General features: G+C 47.5%; 15 protein-coding genes and 2 pseudogenes. 3 read left to right on the top strand and 14 right to left on the bottom strand.

Translation table 11 applies throughout. The features are described from left to right. The 11 genes and pseudogenes from Q0238_RS08730 to Q0238_RS08780 all read right to left on the bottom strand — a co-directional run. A pseudogene (locus Q0238_RS08730) lies at positions 1-460 on the bottom strand (CRISPR-associated protein Cas6); the annotation flags it as partial. A 72-nt stretch (positions 461-532) separates the two neighbouring features. Beyond that, entirely contained in the window at positions 533-2,560 is a 2,028-nt protein-coding gene (gene glyS / locus Q0238_RS08735; protein WP_297945175.1) for a glycine--tRNA ligase subunit beta, read from the bottom strand. Further along, a complete protein-coding gene (locus tag Q0238_RS08740) occupies positions 2,544-2,678 on the bottom strand; it encodes a hypothetical protein (protein ID WP_291937682.1) in 135 nt (44 codons plus the stop codon). Before Q0238_RS08740 ends, glyS begins: the two co-directional genes overlap by 17 nt. Next, on the bottom strand, positions 2,675-4,036 hold the full coding sequence (locus Q0238_RS08745; protein ID WP_297945178.1) for an endonuclease/exonuclease/phosphatase family protein: 1,362 nt from the start codon (positions 4,034-4,036) through the stop codon (positions 2,675-2,677). Before Q0238_RS08745 ends, Q0238_RS08740 begins: the two co-directional genes overlap by 4 nt. Next, positions 4,024-4,512, bottom strand: a complete 489-nt coding sequence (locus Q0238_RS08750) for a tRNA (cytidine(34)-2'-O)-methyltransferase (RefSeq protein ID WP_297945211.1) — start codon at positions 4,510-4,512, stop codon at positions 4,024-4,026. Before Q0238_RS08750 ends, Q0238_RS08745 begins: the two co-directional genes overlap by 13 nt. Further along, positions 4,505-5,263: a hypothetical protein gene (locus Q0238_RS08755; protein WP_297945181.1), complete on the bottom strand. Its 759-nt coding sequence runs from the start codon at positions 5,261-5,263 to the stop codon at positions 4,505-4,507. The genes Q0238_RS08750 and Q0238_RS08755 overlap by 8 nt, the downstream gene beginning before the upstream one ends. A 49-nt stretch (positions 5,264-5,312) precedes the next feature. After that, positions 5,313-6,434, bottom strand: a complete 1,122-nt coding sequence (locus tag Q0238_RS08760) for a CCA tRNA nucleotidyltransferase (protein ID WP_297945184.1) — start codon at positions 6,432-6,434, stop codon at positions 5,313-5,315. After that, positions 6,394-7,749 (bottom strand): hypothetical protein, encoded by a 1,356-nt coding sequence (locus Q0238_RS08765; RefSeq protein ID WP_297945186.1) that lies wholly within the window; start codon positions 7,747-7,749, stop codon positions 6,394-6,396. Before Q0238_RS08765 ends, Q0238_RS08760 begins: the two co-directional genes overlap by 41 nt. Continuing rightward, a complete protein-coding gene (locus Q0238_RS08770; protein ID WP_297945189.1) occupies positions 7,742-7,984 on the bottom strand; it encodes a hypothetical protein in 243 nt (80 codons plus the stop codon). Before Q0238_RS08770 ends, Q0238_RS08765 begins: the two co-directional genes overlap by 8 nt. 9 nt (positions 7,985-7,993) lie before the next feature. Continuing rightward, a complete protein-coding gene (gene leuB, locus Q0238_RS08775) occupies positions 7,994-9,064 on the bottom strand; it encodes a 3-isopropylmalate dehydrogenase (RefSeq protein ID WP_297945193.1) in 1,071 nt (356 codons plus the stop codon). Between the two features lie 9 nt (positions 9,065-9,073). Then, the gene (locus Q0238_RS08780; RefSeq protein WP_297913507.1) at positions 9,074-9,556 is read right to left on the bottom strand and encodes a 3-isopropylmalate dehydratase small subunit; all 483 of its coding nucleotides are present in this window, start codon (positions 9,554-9,556) and stop codon (positions 9,074-9,076) included. Between the two features lie 406 nt (positions 9,557-9,962). Here Q0238_RS08780 and rpoD point away from each other — a divergent pair, with 406 nt between their 5' ends. The 3 genes from rpoD to Q0238_RS08795 all read left to right on the top strand — a co-directional run bounded on the left by rpoD (position 9,963) and on the right by Q0238_RS08795 (position 12,993). Then, positions 9,963-11,843 carry an RNA polymerase sigma factor RpoD gene (rpoD, locus tag Q0238_RS08785; RefSeq protein WP_297945196.1) on the top strand — a complete coding sequence of 627 codons (1,881 nt, stop codon included), beginning with the start codon at positions 9,963-9,965 and terminating at the stop codon, positions 11,841-11,843. A 199-nt stretch (positions 11,844-12,042) separates the two neighbouring features. After that, entirely contained in the window at positions 12,043-12,612 is a 570-nt protein-coding gene (locus Q0238_RS08790) for a DJ-1/PfpI family protein (RefSeq protein WP_297945200.1), read from the top strand. Positions 12,613-12,849: 237 nt separating this feature from the next. Next, positions 12,850-12,993 (top strand): hypothetical protein, encoded by a 144-nt coding sequence (locus Q0238_RS08795; RefSeq protein WP_297945203.1) that lies wholly within the window; start codon positions 12,850-12,852, stop codon positions 12,991-12,993. 452 nt (positions 12,994-13,445) lie between these two features. Here Q0238_RS08795 and Q0238_RS08800 read toward each other — a convergent pair whose 3' ends face one another. From Q0238_RS08800 to Q0238_RS08810, 3 genes and pseudogenes are all read right to left on the bottom strand, one after another. Continuing rightward, positions 13,446-14,810 (bottom strand): DKNYY domain-containing protein, encoded by a 1,365-nt coding sequence (locus Q0238_RS08800; RefSeq protein WP_297945206.1) that lies wholly within the window; start codon positions 14,808-14,810, stop codon positions 13,446-13,448. Between the two features lie 315 nt (positions 14,811-15,125). Continuing rightward, positions 15,126-16,367 (bottom strand): uracil-xanthine permease family protein, encoded by a 1,242-nt coding sequence (locus tag Q0238_RS08805; RefSeq protein ID WP_297945209.1) that lies wholly within the window; start codon positions 16,365-16,367, stop codon positions 15,126-15,128. Positions 16,368-16,978: 611 nt separating this feature from the next. Further along, positions 16,979-17,169, bottom strand: a pseudogene (locus Q0238_RS08810) (glycerol-3-phosphate dehydrogenase); the annotation flags it as partial.

A 17,169-nucleotide genomic window follows, 5' to 3' on the forward strand; every position in this document is an offset into this window, starting at 1 on the left:
CCATAATCGTTTCAAATCGCTGTAAAATATTCGTCTTCATCATCTCTAAATGCCTGCTATCTTGTGGCTGCAAATAGACTTTATGCCCCAAAAGCCCGCTTACTGCGCATGCCACGTAGCCTTGCACAATAGTTTCGTTCTCGCAAATTTTATGATTTCTTGCTTCGACGGTAGTTTGCGTAAATAGAATTTCACCCAATCTTAGCCCGTCTTTTAGCACTGCTAGCGCGATTTTACGTTCAAACTCCGGCTCGCATGAAGCAAATCGCACGCGCAAGTCCTCTCCTCGCAAGATAAAATCAAACACCGTGCGTTTAAAAATTTTACCGCTTGATTCGTGCCTGTATCCCACATGCTCCGAAGCCGGTAAATAGCGATAAAGAAAGCCCTGAATCAGCTGCGAGAGAGATTTTGTGATTTTTAGATTTTTAGTTAGTAATTTTGCGTTGATGATTAGCATTTGCGCTCCTTTGCGCAGTAAAATTTTGCCCAAGGTTCTCGTAAACCTTGGGCAAATGAGTTCTAAGTGGGATTAAAATCCTATCTCTTTGATATCGGCAAACTGCAAAAACGCGCGATAAATTTGCCCGATATTTGCGATACGATTTGCGCGTATCGCGGCATCCTGGACGTTTATCATTACGTTATCGAAAAAATCATCAATCACGCCTTTAAGCCCAAATAGCAAGCGCAGATACCCACTCACGTCGTTTTCGTTGAGCTTAATCGCCCTGAATGCCGCATTTAGCGCACGCTCAGCGTCGTGTTCGAATAGATTTTCGTCCACCGCGCCTATTTTTTCGTCCTTGATGATATTGGCTAGGCGCTTAAAAGTTGCGAAATTTTCCCCGAAATCCGCTGCTGCTGCGATCTCGCCCAGAGCTTTTATGACCTTGCTTAGTCGTAATAGATCGTTTTCGCCGCTTGCGATGCACGCCTTGATCACGGACGGATTTATCTCGTCAAAAATTCCATATAATCTATCTTTCATAAAATCCAGCAGCTTAGAAATGTCAAATTTCTTATAATTTGGCGCCAGCTTTTGCGCCAGCGCATTCGCATCAAAGCTCAATCCTTGATTTAGTAAAATTTTAATTAGCCCCGTAGCTGCGCGGCGAAGCGCATACGGATCTTTATTGCCGCTTGGAACTTTATTGATACTAAAAAGCCCCAGGAGCGTTTCAAATTTCATCGCCACAGCGATTACGCTACTAAATACACCGCTTGGCAGCTCGCTATCCTCGCCGCTAGGAAGATATTGCTCGCGTATCGCGCGGCATACATGATCTGCCAGTCCAGCGTGTGCGGCATAGTAACTACCCATAATGCCTTGAAGCTCGCTAAATTCGCCCACCATCGTGCTGCTAAGATCTGCTTTACTAAACATTACGGCATTTTCCACATCCTGCGCAAAATTCTTTTTGCCGATCTCCGCCTCAATCTGTGTAGCATAATCCGCGCTCAGTGCCTTTGCTACAGCTAGCTCGCGCACCTGCTTATCATAAACCGAGCCAAGAGCTTGCATATAGGAAATTTGCTTAAGTTTTTCAGGGCTAAATTCCACTTGCAAATCGCTTTTCCAAAAAAACATAGCATCGCTTAGGCGCGCGCGTAAAACTTTTTCATTGCCGCGTATCACTAGCTCGTCATCATCGGTGATCACATTGCTAACGACAACGAAATGATTGCTTAAGTTTTTACCCTCGAAAACGGGAAAATAGCGCTGATTCTCCTTCATCGAAGTGATGATGACCTCTTTTGGTACGCTTAAAAAATCTCGCTCAAAGCTGCCTAGCAGCGCCGTCGGATACTCGGTGATCGCCGTTACTTCATCTAGCAACGCAGGATCGACCTCGATCTTAAAGCCATGCTTTTTCTCGAGCTTTGCAAACTCGCTTAGAATTTTATCTTTTCTTTTTTGCTCGCTTAAAATTACGCCGTTACGCTCCAGCAGTGCGAAATAATCTGCGGCGTCTTTAAATTTAATCGCTTCATAGCCAAATTTTCGGTGCGGAAAAAATGCAGCTGCGCTTCGCACGCCATAAATTTCAAAATCTACGTTTTGACCGCCCAAAACGCAGGCTATGCTTCTTATCGGACGGATAAACTCAAACTCGCCGCTACCCCAGCGCATCGCGCGTCCAAAATTTAGTGATCGTAAAAACTCCTCTATCATTTCGCCTAGGATTTCACGACTATCACGCCCTTTTTGCACCGCAGCGTGGTAGAGCACCTCTTTGCCACCTATCTGTCGAAATTCCAGCTCACTTTCGCTTATGCCGCATTTTTTAGCAAAACTTAGCGCCGCAGGGCTCCACGCGCCGTCTTTGAGCGCGACGGATTTTGGCGCGCCCGTGCTTACGATCTGCGCATCATCGCCGCGTTGTGGAAAATCCTCGTGAAATAGCACAAATCTACGCGGGCTAAATTCGAAGCGAAAGTCGCTATTTATACGGTTAGCCTCAAGCACTGCGCGCCATTTTGGCGCGATATTCGCACGCTCTTTTAAAAACGGGATCGCAGGCAGCTCCTCGACCCCAATCTCAATGAGTAGTTCCATCTTTATCCTTTTTTCGTTGATTTCGTTTTTCGTTTTTCTCCATCATTTCGCGGTTAAATCCTACGATCATAAATATCATAAAAAGCACGAAAAGTGCGGTTATAACGGCGTGTATCATTCTACTATAAATTCCTTTTGCCCTTTATAAATCGTAAAATAGGCGTTTTTAAATTCTAAATTTTTGCCGTTTTGTATAGGAGCGCTTTTACGAAAAATTCTAAACTCGCCCACGCCTTTTAGATCAATTATGCCGTCCTTAACGTCGCCTTTGATCGTGCTTATCACATCTCCTGCGCGCAGCTGCCGTACCGATGCGCTAGGCAAAACGTATGGCGCGATAGAGCCTACGTTGCCGCTTCTAGCTACGATCTCAAAATCGTCTATCTCAAAGCTTTGCTTATAAAATTTCGTCTTTTTTACTAGCAGATCGAGTTTATCGCCTAGCTGCAGCCCGCTGCCGCCATAGACAAAAACTCCGCTTCCATCTTGGGAGACCGCAAAGCCGTGGCGGTTTGTAAAGCTCACGACTACGCCTTTTATCAGCACAGGCTCGCTTATAATGCGCCCGTAAAGCTCCTCTATCGTGACGGTTTTTGCGGAGCTAGCGGTATTTTTAGCTAAAAATTCTTGCTTTCTCGGCATAGATTTTAAAGCACCTTCGTCTGTCAGAATAAAGCTAATCGGGAAATGATCGGAAGCGGTAGAGGATTTAGCAACCACGAAGCTGTCCTTTTTATATCCCGATTCGCTACTAAAAAAATCGTCGCTAAGCAAGATATGATCGAGCGCCGCGCCGCTTTCGTGAGACTCACAAGAGCTAAAATGCTTTAACTGCGAGCAGGGATGTAGCGCCCATAAATCGCTAAACCCATCGCGCTCGATAAGCTCGTTTAGCAAAGAATTTCGCCCGAAATTCGTATTAAAATCTCCCGCTACGATAGCGCGTTGGTGCCCTTGCAAAACCTCGCGTAAAAAGGCGAAATTGCGCTTGCGCTCGCTAAGCGGATTGCGTGCAGAGAGCATATGCACGACATAAAAGCTAAAATCAGTGCCGCCAAGCGCAAAATCAGTGCGCAAAATATCTCGTGTTTTAAGCTCTATCGGGCGGTAGGTTTTTTGAAATTTTATCGGTATGCGCGACATCACCGCCACGCCCGCAGGTGCAGTCTGCGCGCGCGAAAAAGCGTAGAATTTATAGCCCGCTTTCTGAGCAAGCGCTTTTAGCACAGCTTCGTTTTCGATCTCTTGCAGCCCCAAAATATCGGCATTAAGCGCGCTTATCTCATCCGCTACCGCTTGCAGCTTGCGCTCATATTTTTGCTCGCTCCATGAGCCGCGCCCGATCTCAAAATCCGCGTACTCCGTGCCGTCGTCCTTGCCATCGAATAAATTTTGCACGTTAAACGATGCGATTTTCAGCTCCGCCGCACTCGCGCCGCAGAAAAACATCGCAAAAAGTAGCGCTAAAACTCGCAAACCGCGCTCCTAAAGTCGAATTTATCGATGTTTTGGCGGATCGCTTCGTAGGTTACGATACCCACGCTGGTAGCTAAATTTAAACTGCGCCCCGCCCCGCTCATCGGGATCGTGATACAGTTTTCGCGCTTTGTGCGCATGATCTCAAGCGGCAGTCCGTGCCCCTCCGAGCCGAAAATCAAAAAATCGCCCGGCTTGAATTTCGCCTCGCAGTAGAGCTTGTTCGTCTTCGTCGTCGCAAAAAAGAAGCGCTGCTTAAATTTCTCGTTCGCCGCCATAAACTCGTCCCAATTTTCCCAAATTTTAAGATCCAAGTTCGCCCAATAATCAAGCCCCGCGCGGCGCAGATGCTTATCGTCGATGAGGAATCCTAGCGGCTTGATCAAATGCAAAGGACACCCCGCATTGACGCACATGCGCCCGATGGAGCCGGTGTTTGTGTGGATCTGCGGATATACTAACACGATATTAAACATCAAAAATCACCGATTTTGAATGAGCACAATTTTGCGATTTAAAATTCCATGAGACAAGGTTTTGAGATTTAGAATTTCGAAAAGCTAAATTACTCGGCTTGGGATTTCGCGCAGTAAAGCCTTGCAAATTTGAATGGGCAAAATTCTGTAATTTGAAATTCTGCGAAATAAAATTTAGGTTCATGATTTTGCGACGCTGCAGGACGTCAGATATCTCCTTGCAACGATACGGCTCTTGCATTTTTTTGTGGTGCGGCGAGGCAACTACTTCCATAGAACAGGACGCGCGATACGGCTCGCTAAATTTTGCTTTAATGCATTTAATATGACGCAGGCTGTGAGATTTTGTGCCAAGATGTCCTAATCTGCAAAATTTCATCTCGCTGTAATGTGAGCCGTGAAATTCCGTCTCGTTGCTGCACGGCTCATATAATTTCTCACCGCAGTGATGCGATCTGCGAAATTCTCTCGATCCATAAAACTTCGCCTCGTGGGCTTTTTCGGTATGGCGGCACGACGGATGAAATTTTAATAGGTCAAATTCCGCGTCATAAAATCCTACCGAGCTAAGCTTTTTGCTATGAAATTTTACGCCGCAAAAATTTAAATTTCGCTCATCGCAAAAGATAAAATTTCGCGCAACAAAAATCACGAGATTTCGCCTGCGATCAAAGCAAAAAGCGCGCTTTTGCAAAGACGCAGCATTCTTGCAAAACGCGTAAATTTCGTCGTGACGATAGAATTTTTTCATAAAACTAGCTCCTAAATAAAACGGCAATTTTACAAAAATCTCTCTAAATTTACGCTTTTAAAGCCGCTACGAACGCCCTAATCTCCGCTTCTTGCAGCCTCTCAATCTCCTTGCCGATCGCAGCGCCGCGCAGGTTGCGAGCGACATCCGCAGCGCAAATCAAGCTCTTAAATTTCTTATCCCAAATCCCAAGCCGCTTTGATGCTTGCACCCTACCTTTACAATATAGCCCGAGCCACTGCTTAAGCGGCATTTTTAGAGCGATTTTACATAGTCGCTCGTCGCTTACCCGCTTAAAAAACGGCTCGCTAAGTAGCCTTTTATAAAGGGAATTTAGCCCTAAATTTTTCAAAATTTTATCTTTATCTAATCCTAAAAAATTCAAAAACGCGTATAAAAAAAACATTTCATTTCTCACGAAAGATTCGCCACGCTCTATGAATTGCATCAGTCGCTCGTGCACGAGCGGATCAATCTGCAATCCAAAAACCCGCTCGTAAAGCCCCAACTCTTGCATTAGCATCATCCCATATCGGTGCGCGGGTGCACGAAAAAATTTAATCAGCTCTGCTTTAACGCGCTCGCAACTAAGATCGCTAACGTCAATGCCGCGCATAAGCTCTAAAGTGCGCGGCTCGGCGCGAAACTCAAATCTCGCGGCAAACTGCACTGCGCGATACACGCGCAAGCTATCCTCCACGAAAGTGCGCGGATCAACCACTCGCAAAATACGCGCGCGCAGATCCGCAATCCCGCCGTAAAAATCGAGCACTTTGCCGCTTATAGCGTCTATCATCATCGCATTGATCGTAAAATCGCGTCGCCTGCTAGCCTCATGTTCGTCCGTAGCCAAAGCGACGCTAAAGCCCTTGTGTCCGATGCCCGTCTTACTCTCGGTGCGCGGAAGCGAGATGTCGAAGCTTTTATATTTATAAACGAAGTAGCTTTTGCCGACGCCCTGCGCGCCGAAGTCTTGCATAATTTGCTCGAAGCGGTGCGGATCCACATCGTAAAGCTCCACATCCACATCAGCGCTCGCCCGCCCCAAAAAATGATCGCGCACGCAGCCGCCTACCAGATATATGCGTGAGCTAAATTTTTTAAGATAATCTAAAAGTGCGATGAAATCGTCATTTTGATAGATTTTCAAGTCGGTTTTCGATACTTGCAAGCAAGAATTCCATAAATTTTAAATTTAGCTCCACGCGCGCGTTCAAATCGCCCTTCTCAAAAGCATTCAACCCCTCAAAAAGCACTAAAATTCGCTCTTTTATCGCGCTCAAAAACTCCGCTTCGCTTGAAATTTTAAAATCTGTATTTGCGAGATATTTTGATTTATCGCCCGCTTGAGGTTGTCTCGCAGCCCCGAGATATCGCGCTTCCTCGGGCTGGTGGAGGGCGGAATTTTGAGCACCAGAAGAGGCAAAACTTCCAGCTTGCATATCCTGCGCGGCAGAATCACGAAGCTGCGGCGTGGCGAACTCATCGTTTCTCACCTCAGGCGTAGTAAAATTCTGCGGCCGTGAAACGAAATTTTGCTGCTGCGCGGCAACATTGCGGATATTTAGCGCGGCGGAATTTTGAGCTTGAAGCGACGCTAAATCCTGCTTTTTAGAATGCGCTGTGCTGAAATAATCGTCAACTTCGTTTTCTTTAAAATCAGAGCCAGACCCCAAATCGTCATTGCTTAGCTCCTTAAAATGCGCACCTAAAATACGAGGCGTCAAATCTTGCTCGCTTTGGGAGTCATCATCCGTAGAATTTAGCGCTAATTCAAAATCTTTACTTTTGGCAGAGCTTTGCGCCATATTTGCGTCCCTGCTTTGCGGCGAAACAAATCCATTCATATCGCTGCCTAGACTATCGTAAATTTCGCCTGCGATGCCCGATAAATCACGAAATCTTTCGTCAAATTTTGCGGTGGAGCTTTTTAAAATTTCATCGTTTACAAAGGTTGAATTTGTGGAATTTTTGCCGCTTGTGGAAGTGGAATTTATAAAATTTTCTCCACCCAAAGAGACGGAGGCCACGGAATTTTCACCACCTGTAAGATCAGAATTTTTAAAATTCTCCTCGCCTGAAAAAGTAAAATTTTCATCTTTTACAGCAAATTTTTTTAAAGTAGCGTCCGCCGTAAATTCCGCGCCACTAGGCGCAGAGCTCTTACTAGCCATGAAATTTGAACGATCTAGGGCGGAATTTAAAGCGTCCGATGAAACAAAGCGCGAAGTGGAATTTTTAGTATCTAAGGAAGTGAAATTTTGCGCATTTGATGAAGCGATATCCGGCGCAGATGTAGAATTTAAGGCACCAGGTGCAATGGGATCTGGCGTAAAAGAAGCGGGGCTTAAAGCATCCTGCGTTCCTGCTTCAGTGCTGTTTGCATTCACAGCCCTCCCTTGCTGCACCGTCAAATCTTGCGCGCGCTTTTGCGCTTTCATCTCATTTACTGCTTCGATGATATCTTCTAGTTCATTTTCATACATCAATTAGCCACCTCTTAAATTCCGCTTGTTTGCTCGCATCGACGCTCAAAAAGCGCTCCAGCATCGCCATATTGACGCCAGAACTTACTCGATGATTTAAATTTAGCCGCGCAAAAAGCACCGCCGCATCGCCATCTTGCGGATTATCACGTAAAATACCGCGGCAAATCCGCATTGCGCCGTAGATATCGCCTTTTTTCTCAAGCTCCATAGCATATGCTAGCGCGCCATTCAAAGCTGGTTCCTAAGCCTTACTTGCGTAATCTGCGATGATCGAGCCGATCTCTGCGGTCGAGCAAATTTCTTTGGCGTCGTACTGCGCGATATCCTTGGTACGGTATCCGTCGCGAAGCACGCCGCGCACGGCAAGCTCGATCGCCACTGCGGCTTCATTCTCGCCGAATGCGTATTTCAGCATCATCGCAGCGCTTAAGATCGTAGCGATCGGGTTTGCGATGCCCTGTCCCGCGATGTCGGGCGCACTGCCGTGGATCGGCTCATAGATGCCTACCTTGCCGCCGATACTCGCACTCGGAAGTAGTCCGATCGAGCCGCAGATCATGCTCGCCTCATCGCTTAAAATATCGCCGAATAAATTCTCGGTCAAAATCACGTCGAACTGCGCAGGTGCCCGCACGAGTTGCATCGCGGCGTTATCTACGTACATAAACTCCAAATTTATCCCCGCATAATTTTTCGCTAGCTCGCTTACGACCTCGCGCCACAGCTGGCTTGTTTCAAGCACGTTGGCCTTATCCACGAGCGTTATCTTTTTGTTTCGCAAAAGCGCTGCCTCAAATGCGACCTTAGCCACGCGCTCGATCTCGGCGGCGTTGTAGCACATCGTATTTAGCGCATCCTTTTCGTTTTTCACGCGCGGCTGCCCGAAATAAATCCCACCCGTAAGCTCGCGCACCACCATTATATCGACGCCTTTGATGATCTCCGGCTTTAGCGTCGAAGCGTTTATCAGCTCATCAAAAATCATCGCGGGACGCAGATTTGCAAACGCTCCAAGCTCTTTGCGGATTTTCAGTAGCCCGCTTTCGGGGCGCAGTTCGCGCGGCAGGCCGTCCCATTTCGCGCCGCCGATCGCGCCGAAAAGCACCGCATCGCTTGATTTAGCGGCATTTAGCGTCTCATCCGGAAGCGGAACGCCCATAATGTCGATCGCCGCGCCGCCCATCAAGCGGTAGTCAAAATTTAGCTCGAAATTAAATTTATGGCTTACGGCATCGAGCACCTTGATCGCTTCTTCGATGATCTCGGGGCCGATCCCGTCGCCTTTTATCACGCATACGTCGTATTTTTTCATCCAAATTCCTTACAAGTTTATCTTTGTTTTTGCGTAATTTATCGCTCCGCCCGCATCGAGGAGCTTTTGCATAAACTCCGGTATCGCGCCGAATTTATACTCAGTTTTTTGAGTTAAATTTTTAATTACGCCGCCCTTTAGATCGATGCTAAGCTCGTCGCCCTGCGCGATCTTATCCGTCTCGTCGCATTCGAGGATCAAAAAGCCCGTGTTGAAGCTGTTTCGATAAAAAATCCTAGCGAAGTTTTTTGCGATCACGCATGAAATTCCGGCGGCCTTAAGCGCCATCGGAGCGTGCTCGCGCGAGCTACCGCAGCCAAAATTTTTCCCCGCTACGATGATGTCGCCGCGAGCGATTTTGGACGAAAAGTCCCTATCCGCATCCTCCATGATGTGCGTCGCAAGCACAGCTGCGTCGGAGGTATTTAGGTAGCGCGCCGCGATAATAATGTCGGTGTCGATATCATCGCCGAATTTCCATACTTTTGCCATATTTCCGCCTTAAATTTTAAAATAGATGCGCGATTTTACCGACAAATTTATTAAAATCCGCTCAATCGCTCCGATATGAGGGCGGAATTCCTCGCTTAAAATTTGGGGCTAAATTTAAGCGCGAGAGCGTAAAGATAGGAAGTTTGGAGGCGTTAAATTTTAAAGCGACGGCGTAAAGGAAGCGGAATTTCGGCGCGCTAATTTTCGTCTTGCGAACGCGGAATTTTAGAGAGCGATCTTAAATTTAGCTAAAAATATAACCTAAATTTTAAAATTTAGCCTAATTTCTAGAATTTGAAAAATCATTAAATTTAGATAGTTTGCGCCATATATAAGCAAAAATAAAGAGCGTTTCGGTATAATCTAATTTTCCAAAACCAAATACACAATGACACAAGGAGATTTTATGGCGAGCTCAAAAGACGCCCTAAGCCCCATCGAGCAATTTTTCGACGACAATCAAAAAAGCTACATCACCTACGAAAGACTGATAAAATTTTTCGATAAAGCCCCCACCGCGACGGCCGTTAAGAAAGTCGAAGCGCTTACGAAAAAATTTGATGTCGAGCTGATCTCCGCCGCAGAAATCTCTAAAATCAAAAATTTAGAGGACGCAAAACTCAAAGAAGCCACGCAAAAAAAGCTACTGGACGAGGGCTGGGACGAGGAGTTTGATCTATCCAGCGACGTTGAGCTTTTGGAGTGGAGCCGTTCGGACAGCCCTGTGCGGATGTATCTGCGCGAAATGGGACAGATCCCGCTGTTAACGAAAGAAGAAGAGATCGAGATCAGCAAAAAAATCGAACTCGGCGAGGATATCATCATCGACGCGTTTTGCTCGGTGCCGTACTTAATAGACTTCATTTTAGACTATAAAGAGCCGCTCATCAACCGCGAGCGCCGCGTAAAGGAGCTTTTCAAAAGCTTTGACGACAGCGACGAAGAGGGTGAAGAGGAGGACGAAGAGGAACTATCGGAGGAGGATTACGACGACGAGGAGGATGAGGAAAGTGCGGACGAGGCGAAGCAAAGGCGATCTAAAAAGAACGATAAGCGCGCTCTAAAGGTCATCGAAAGCTTCAAGGCTCTTGAAAAAGCCAAAAAGGATTGGATGAAATTTGCCGAGAAAAACGCCGAGGCGATTAAGCAGAGCAAGGGAATTTTATCGAAGCTAAACTTGGCGTTTAAAAAGAAAATTTTAAAAGAAAAGCTCATGGATCTGGGTCCAACCAGCAAGCTCATCACCGAGATCGTAAAATCGATGGAGACCGCGCTAAAAAGCGACGAGGGCTTTGAAAAGGAGCTCAAGCGCTTAGAGTACAAGCTACCGATGTTTAGCGCCGAACTGCGCGAAAATCACAAAAAAATTCTAAAAGAGATCACGAGGCTTAGCAAAGACGACATCATCGCGCGCGTGCCGGAAGCTACGATGGTCTCGACCTACGTCGATATAAAAAAGCTCTTTTTGACAAAAGAAGCGAGCAAAAAAAGCTTCAACCTCGAGCCTGAGCGGCTAAAAGAAATTTTAGAGCAGATCAAGCGCGGCAAGCGCATCAGCGATAACGCAAAGGCGCGCATGGCTAAGTCCAACCTGCGCCTGGTTGTCTCCATCGCCAAGCGCTACACCAACCGCGGGCTGCCGTTTTTAGACCTCATCCAGGAGGGCAACATCGGGCTTATGAAGGCGGTGGATAAATTTGAATACAAGCGCGGCTATAAATTTTCGACCTACGCGACGTGGTGGATCCGCCAGGCGATCAGCCGCGCCATCGCCGATCAAGCTCGCACGATCCGCATCCCGATCCATATGATCGAGACGATAAATCGAATTAATAAAATCACGCGCAAATATATGCAAGAAGGCGGCAAAGAGCCCGATATCAACGTTATCGCGCAAGAAGTAGGCCTTAGCGTCGATAAGGTAAAGCAGGTCATCAAAATTACAAAGGAGCCGATCAGTCTAGAAGCGCCGATCGGAAACGAGGATGACGGCAAATTCGGCGATTTCGTCGAGGACAAAAGCTCGGTTTCACCGATCGAGCAAATTTTAAAATCCGACCTAAAAGAGCAGATCGACGACATCTTAGAGCAGCTCAACGACCGCGAGCGCACGGTGATCCGCATGCGATTCGGACTGCTTGACGACGAGAGCGACCGCACGCTTGAAGAGATCGGAAAGGAGCTTAATATCACCCGCGAGCGCGTCCGCCAGATCGAAAGCTCGGCGATCAAAAAGCTAAAACACCCAAAAATCGGCCGCAAACTCAAAACCTATATCGAGAGCTAGAACAAAACGCCGATATAGCGATCTAGCACACGCCGAGGTAGCGGGCTTTTTAAAGCGATGTTATCGCGCGTACTTGTAAAATCATAGAATTCCGCTCTAAATCCAAAGCGGAATTATAAAAAATTTTATAAATTCTACGATTTTGCTTAGTTTGATATGCGAACCGAACTGAGTAGTGTAGGTTATTCAAGGAGACTTTATGAAAACTTTAGTAATCGTTATTTTAGACGGCTTTGCCGACTGGGAGGCTTCGCTACTGGCTCCCGCACTACGACATTTCACGGACTATAGCATCCTTTATGCCTCAACCGATAAAAACGAGAAAGTATCGTTCGGAGCTTTACGCGCAAAACCTGATTTAACAATAGATGAAATTTCGCCAGATGCCGCGGCAATCGTGTTAATCGGCGCTAGAAATTCATGGCGCGAACTGCCTAGCGAAAACGCCTCAAAAATTGCTAATTTAATAGAGGAATTTAAACAACAAGGCAAGGTGGTAGGCGGTATTTGCGACGGGGCGTATTTCTTAGCGGCGGCAGGAGCGCTAAATGACTGCCATCACACCGCAAATAGTCTAGCAGACATCGTTAATTTGCCAAAATACAAAAATAAGCATGCCTTTATACAAACAAGTCGCGAAGCCGTAGTAGACGGTAAAATGATCACCGCAAACGGAAACGCATTTATTGATTTTACTATTCAAATGCTGCGCGCCTTAGGAGATATAGACGAAGCAATAATTGCCCAGTGCGAACAAATGTGGCGATAAGTAGGCAGTGCGCGTTTAGCAAATAAAATTTTGCCGAAGCAACACTAGAGCATATAAGCACAAATGAGATACAAAAAATACTGAAAATGAAATTTTGCCGAAGCGGTACGACATCGATGCTCGCTAGGTCTAACACAATACCTTAGTTTGCGTGCTTCCGTGCAAATACAGCATGGAATTTTACGCTCATTTTGCCACTAAAATTATATACGGCGCGAGCCTAAGCCAACAGACGCTATGAAATTTAAAACAAAGTGTGCCGCCAAAGCGGTACTTCAGCGCGTGCCCATCGTCGTAAGCAAAAACGATGTCTTTCCCGTTTCGCCTTTAAATTTAGTGGAGCTCACCATGCCTCAAATAACCCTCGCACGGCGAAATTAAATAGGTCTCAAAAAGCAAAAGCCACAAAGCTTGCTTTGTACATCTCATTATGCCACTTTATACCGAGTCCCGTTATCTCCCGCCGCCTCATTATTGCGCGCCGACATACAATGCAATACCTGTAGCTTTTATGGCCCGTTTATCACATCCCACCGCCATGATGCCTTGCCCATAATGGAACGCTTTAAAAATAATGGTAGAGCCGTCTCTCTTTACTTACACTTGTCGTACCCGCAATCGCAGCGCCCATAAATTTACCGCATTGCTGCGCTGAAAACCGCAACACTCTTAAATTTACTGCTCCGCCGTGCCGTCTCGCTCTTAAAATTTACCTTTCGTAGCCAAGGGTGTGCTGGATAGCACGACGTCGGTATTTTTGTCTTGCTCTAAATTTACCTTCCGTCGCGCCGCTAAATTTAGCCGCGTCGCAAGCTGCGTTTTCTAAGGTAGCTTTAAATCCAAGCTCCGAGCAATAAAACCGCCGCAAGGCAATACATATAAAAGGCCGCGCCGTTTTCGTACTCCACGTCCTGCGCGGTAAAGACCTGCTGCGACATTTCAGGGTTTCGCGCCGCCTCGTCTGCTATCTGCGCCATCACCTCCTCGTCATGTACCTCAAGCGTGATCTTTCGCAGCTCGATGAAATTTGTCCGCTTATCCAGATGCCTGCCGCTGCGACCCGTGACGTAGACGCTATACGAATAGAAATTTAGATAATAAAATCCCGCGTCGTCTTTAAAAAGTTTCTCTGAAATCTGCCGCACGGCGCCTTTAAACGGGTTATCGCCCGCCCTTTTTAGCGCACTTAGCTTACTGCCGTCTGCTCCAAATTTATAATACACGTACCAAAACGCGTCTTTGAGCCAGCCCTCGGCGCCGCTACCGCGCGGTCGATTTAAAATTTTATCTTTGCTTAGATAAAATATGCCGTTTTTGCTCGCAAACAGCATGTATTTCTGATGTCCGCTCTGAAAATTTAGCGGCGTATAGGGCTCGTTTGCGGGGTCAAATCTCTCGCCGTTCATCAGCACCGCGCCCGCCTTTGGATCATAAAGAAACTCTATGCCCGAGCTTGGCTCCACGAGATACATCTGCTCGCTAGGGGTGAAATTTAGCCTCTCGCCGTCCGCATAAACGCTGCGTCCGTCGCTTAGCCACCGATCGGGCGGGCGAAAGTGCGCGGGCGAATCGGGGCCGTCTTCGTGTATGATTTTTAGCCTTATCTGTTTTAGATTTTTTGCATCCGCGCCCGCTAAAATTTTACCCTTGTAAAATACCCGCTCGCCGTCGGTGGCGACGTAAGGGCTCTCGGTCAGCGGCGAGATAGGCGCGCTAGTATCAAGTCTAGCGTATGGGTAGTTGTACTCCTGCGGCCATTTTGAGAGCCCGAACGCATGTAAAAACACTTTATAAATGTAGCTTATTGCGCCGCCCGTGCGCTGCGTGACGTCCGAGCAGAAGTAGCTCACGCGTCCGTCGCTGTAGTAGCGGGAGCCGATCTTTTGCGTGCGCGCGGGATCCAGTCCCGACATCTTGCGAGCGCCGCAAAATATGCTACTAGCGTCCATGCCGACGTTTGTATAGGAGTATCTGCCGGTATCAAGCGCGCGAAAGCTCGCCGCATCCGCGTCGCCCTCTAGCTCATAGGGAGCGAGATTCCAAGAGCGTAGGTAAATTTTGCCGCCGATATTATAATAATCACTGCTGCCGATCTTTTGCGCGTCCGCGGGTAGCTTGCGCGAGCGGTCATACACCGATAGCTCATAGATGAAAACGAGCGAGACGAAGAGCGGCACGAAAAGTACCGAAAAGAGCAACTTTAGCGCCTTTTTATCAAATTTACTTAGATTATTCGCCTTTTTCATAAGGCAATTATATATCTTGCTAGTTTAAAACGTTAGAAATTTAAAAGCGTTTGCGGGGAAATTTTAAAATTTAGAGTGCGGTAAATTTGACGGCAAAAAGCCGCGGGGAAATTTGACGGCAAAGCCAAAGCTCAAATTTACCCGCATTTGCGCGAAACAATGCAAGCTCTGCGCAAATTTAACCCCGCTTTCACTCAAATTTAAATTAAAACAAAATTCACAAAAAATGCCGAGCCTTAGCTCGCCCTATTTCCGCGCAAATTTAACTTAGTACCCCTCAAAATGCTTGGTCTTTGGCAGCACCAAATTTAGCGTAATGCCGATGAGCGCGCCAAGCCCCACGCCGCTAAAGCTCATCGCGCCAAAATCCAGCACCATGCCGCCGATCGCACACACGAAGATAAGCGCGACGATGATCATATTGCGCGGCTCGGCCAGATCCACGCTGTTTTTTATGAGCGTTTCCATGCCCACGCTAGCGATGATACCAAAAAGCAGCAGCATAATGCCGCCGATGACGGGAGCGGGGATTGTAGAGAGCGCGGCGCCGAGCTTACCCACGAAGGCTAGCAGTATCGCCGTAAGCGCGGCAAAGGTCATGATAGCGGGATTATAAGCCTTCGTGATGCTAACCGCGCCCGTGACCTCGGAGTAGGTGGTGTTTGGCGGGCCGCCGAAGCAGCCTGCTAGCGACGTCGCGAGCCCGTCGCCAAGCAGCGTGCTTTTAAGTCCCGGGTTTTTTAGGAAATTTTCCTTCGTGACGTTGCTGATCGCGAGCATATCGCCGATGTGCTCGATCGCGGGTGCGATGGCGATAGGCACCATGTAGATTACCGCTTCGAATTTGAAAACCGGCGCGGTGAAATGCGGCAGCACAAACCACGGCGCGTTTAGAATCGGCGTAAAATCCACTATCCCGACAAACAGCGACGTGCAGTATCCAGCCGCGATGCCGCACAGGATCGGCACTAGGCGCAGCATGCCGCGGCCGAACATCATAACGACGATGACCGCCGAGAGCGAGATGAGCGCAATAGTGAGCGACTGCCCCTGCGTATAGAGCGCCTCTTTGCCCTTGCCCATGACCATATTTACGGCCGCTGGCGAGAGGATGAGGCCGATCGTCATGATGACGGGACCCACGACCACGGGCGGTAAAATTTTATGCAAAAAGTCCTCGCCTTTGAGCCTAATAAGCAGACTTAAAACCACGTAAAAAAGCCCCGCCGCGATCACCCCGCTCATCGTCGCGGCAATGCCCCACTCTTTCACGCCAAAGCTAAGCGGCGCGATAAACGCGAAACTGGATGCGAGAAAGATCGGCGGGACGTGTTTGCGCGTGATGAGCTGAAACAGCAGCGTGCCGATGCCCGCGGTAAACAGCGCCACGGACGTATCAAGCCCCGTTAAGATCGGCACCAGCACGAGCGCGCCGAACGCGACGAATAAAAACTGTACGCCAACGAGAGCGTCGCGTAGCCTGAGATTGTAGCCTTCGTATTTTTCCATCTTGTTAATTCCCCATTCGCTATGGATTTTTGATAAATTTTTACTACTTGCTGCAGTCGCGGACGAATAGTCCGCTCCTTTGCAAGCACTAAAAATTTATCAAAACTACACATCATCTGTCTTGAATATTTTCAAAATTTACGCCTTTCCGCCTCATTTTACCGTAAATTCTATCCAAAGCACACGATTGCACTCCTTCATTCGGCTTGTTTCCGCCTCGTCTAAAGAAAAAATATCACGCCTTAATTTTTAAATCTGATACATCAAAAATTTTGACCTACCCGGTCGCGGACGAGCAATCTACTCCACTCTCCGCTGCCAAGCACCGGCGACCGCAAGCAGAACGAAGCAATAGCGCTTATAAACTACCTGCGATCCACCTTAAATGTTTTAAAATTTTAGCCTCTTTTTAAAATTTTACGACCTTGCTTTAAAATTTCGCGCTCAAGCTTAAAGCAAAATTTCAAATTAAAGCCGCATAAGCAGATCCAAACAAACAACGACCAAAATCCGCAAACCAGCAACTAAATTCCACAAGCATAGCGGCTAAATCAAAACCTATGTAAGCCGAATCCGCCACTAAAATTTAGCGAGAGAATTTCGTCGTACGGCTATTTTTTGCGCAGCAGATCCTTCAGGCTCGCTCTTACGTCCTTGCCACGCAGAATTTGCGCGACCTCGGTAGCGATCGGAGCGTAGATTTTGTGCTTTGTCGCGATATTTACGACCGCTTCGGTTGTAGCCACACCCTCGGCGACCTCGCCCAACTCGCGCAGAATTTCTTCGAGCCCTTTGCCACGCG

This window comes from uncultured Campylobacter sp., from assembly GCF_938045775.1.
Lineage (GTDB): Bacteria > Campylobacterota > Campylobacteria > Campylobacterales > Campylobacteraceae > Campylobacter_B.

Coding starts and splice junctions, on each gene's coding strand:
- Q0238_RS08780 (WP_297913507.1), bottom strand. CDS start 9,556: ATGGCAAAAGTATGGAAATTCGGCGATGATATCGACACCGACATTATT.
- glyS (WP_297945175.1), bottom strand. CDS start 2,560: ATGGAACTACTCATTGAGATTGGGGTCGAGGAGCTGCCTGCGATCCCG.
- Q0238_RS08750 (WP_297945211.1), bottom strand. CDS start 4,512: ATGTTTAATATCGTGTTAGTATATCCGCAGATCCACACAAACACCGGC.
- rpoD (WP_297945196.1), top strand. CDS start 9,963: ATGGCGAGCTCAAAAGACGCCCTAAGCCCCATCGAGCAATTTTTCGAC.
- Q0238_RS08790 (WP_297945200.1), top strand. CDS start 12,043: ATGAAAACTTTAGTAATCGTTATTTTAGACGGCTTTGCCGACTGGGAG.
- Q0238_RS08740 (WP_291937682.1), bottom strand. CDS start 2,678: ATGATACACGCCGTTATAACCGCACTTTTCGTGCTTTTTATGATATTT.
- Q0238_RS08755 (WP_297945181.1), bottom strand. CDS start 5,263: ATGAAAAAATTCTATCGTCACGACGAAATTTACGCGTTTTGCAAGAAT.
- Q0238_RS08795 (WP_297945203.1), top strand. CDS start 12,850: ATGAAATTTAAAACAAAGTGTGCCGCCAAAGCGGTACTTCAGCGCGTG.
- leuB (WP_297945193.1), bottom strand. CDS start 9,064: ATGAAAAAATACGACGTATGCGTGATAAAAGGCGACGGGATCGGCCCC.
- Q0238_RS08765 (WP_297945186.1), bottom strand. CDS start 7,749: ATGTATGAAAATGAACTAGAAGATATCATCGAAGCAGTAAATGAGATG.
- Q0238_RS08805 (WP_297945209.1), bottom strand. CDS start 16,367: ATGGAAAAATACGAAGGCTACAATCTCAGGCTACGCGACGCTCTCGTT.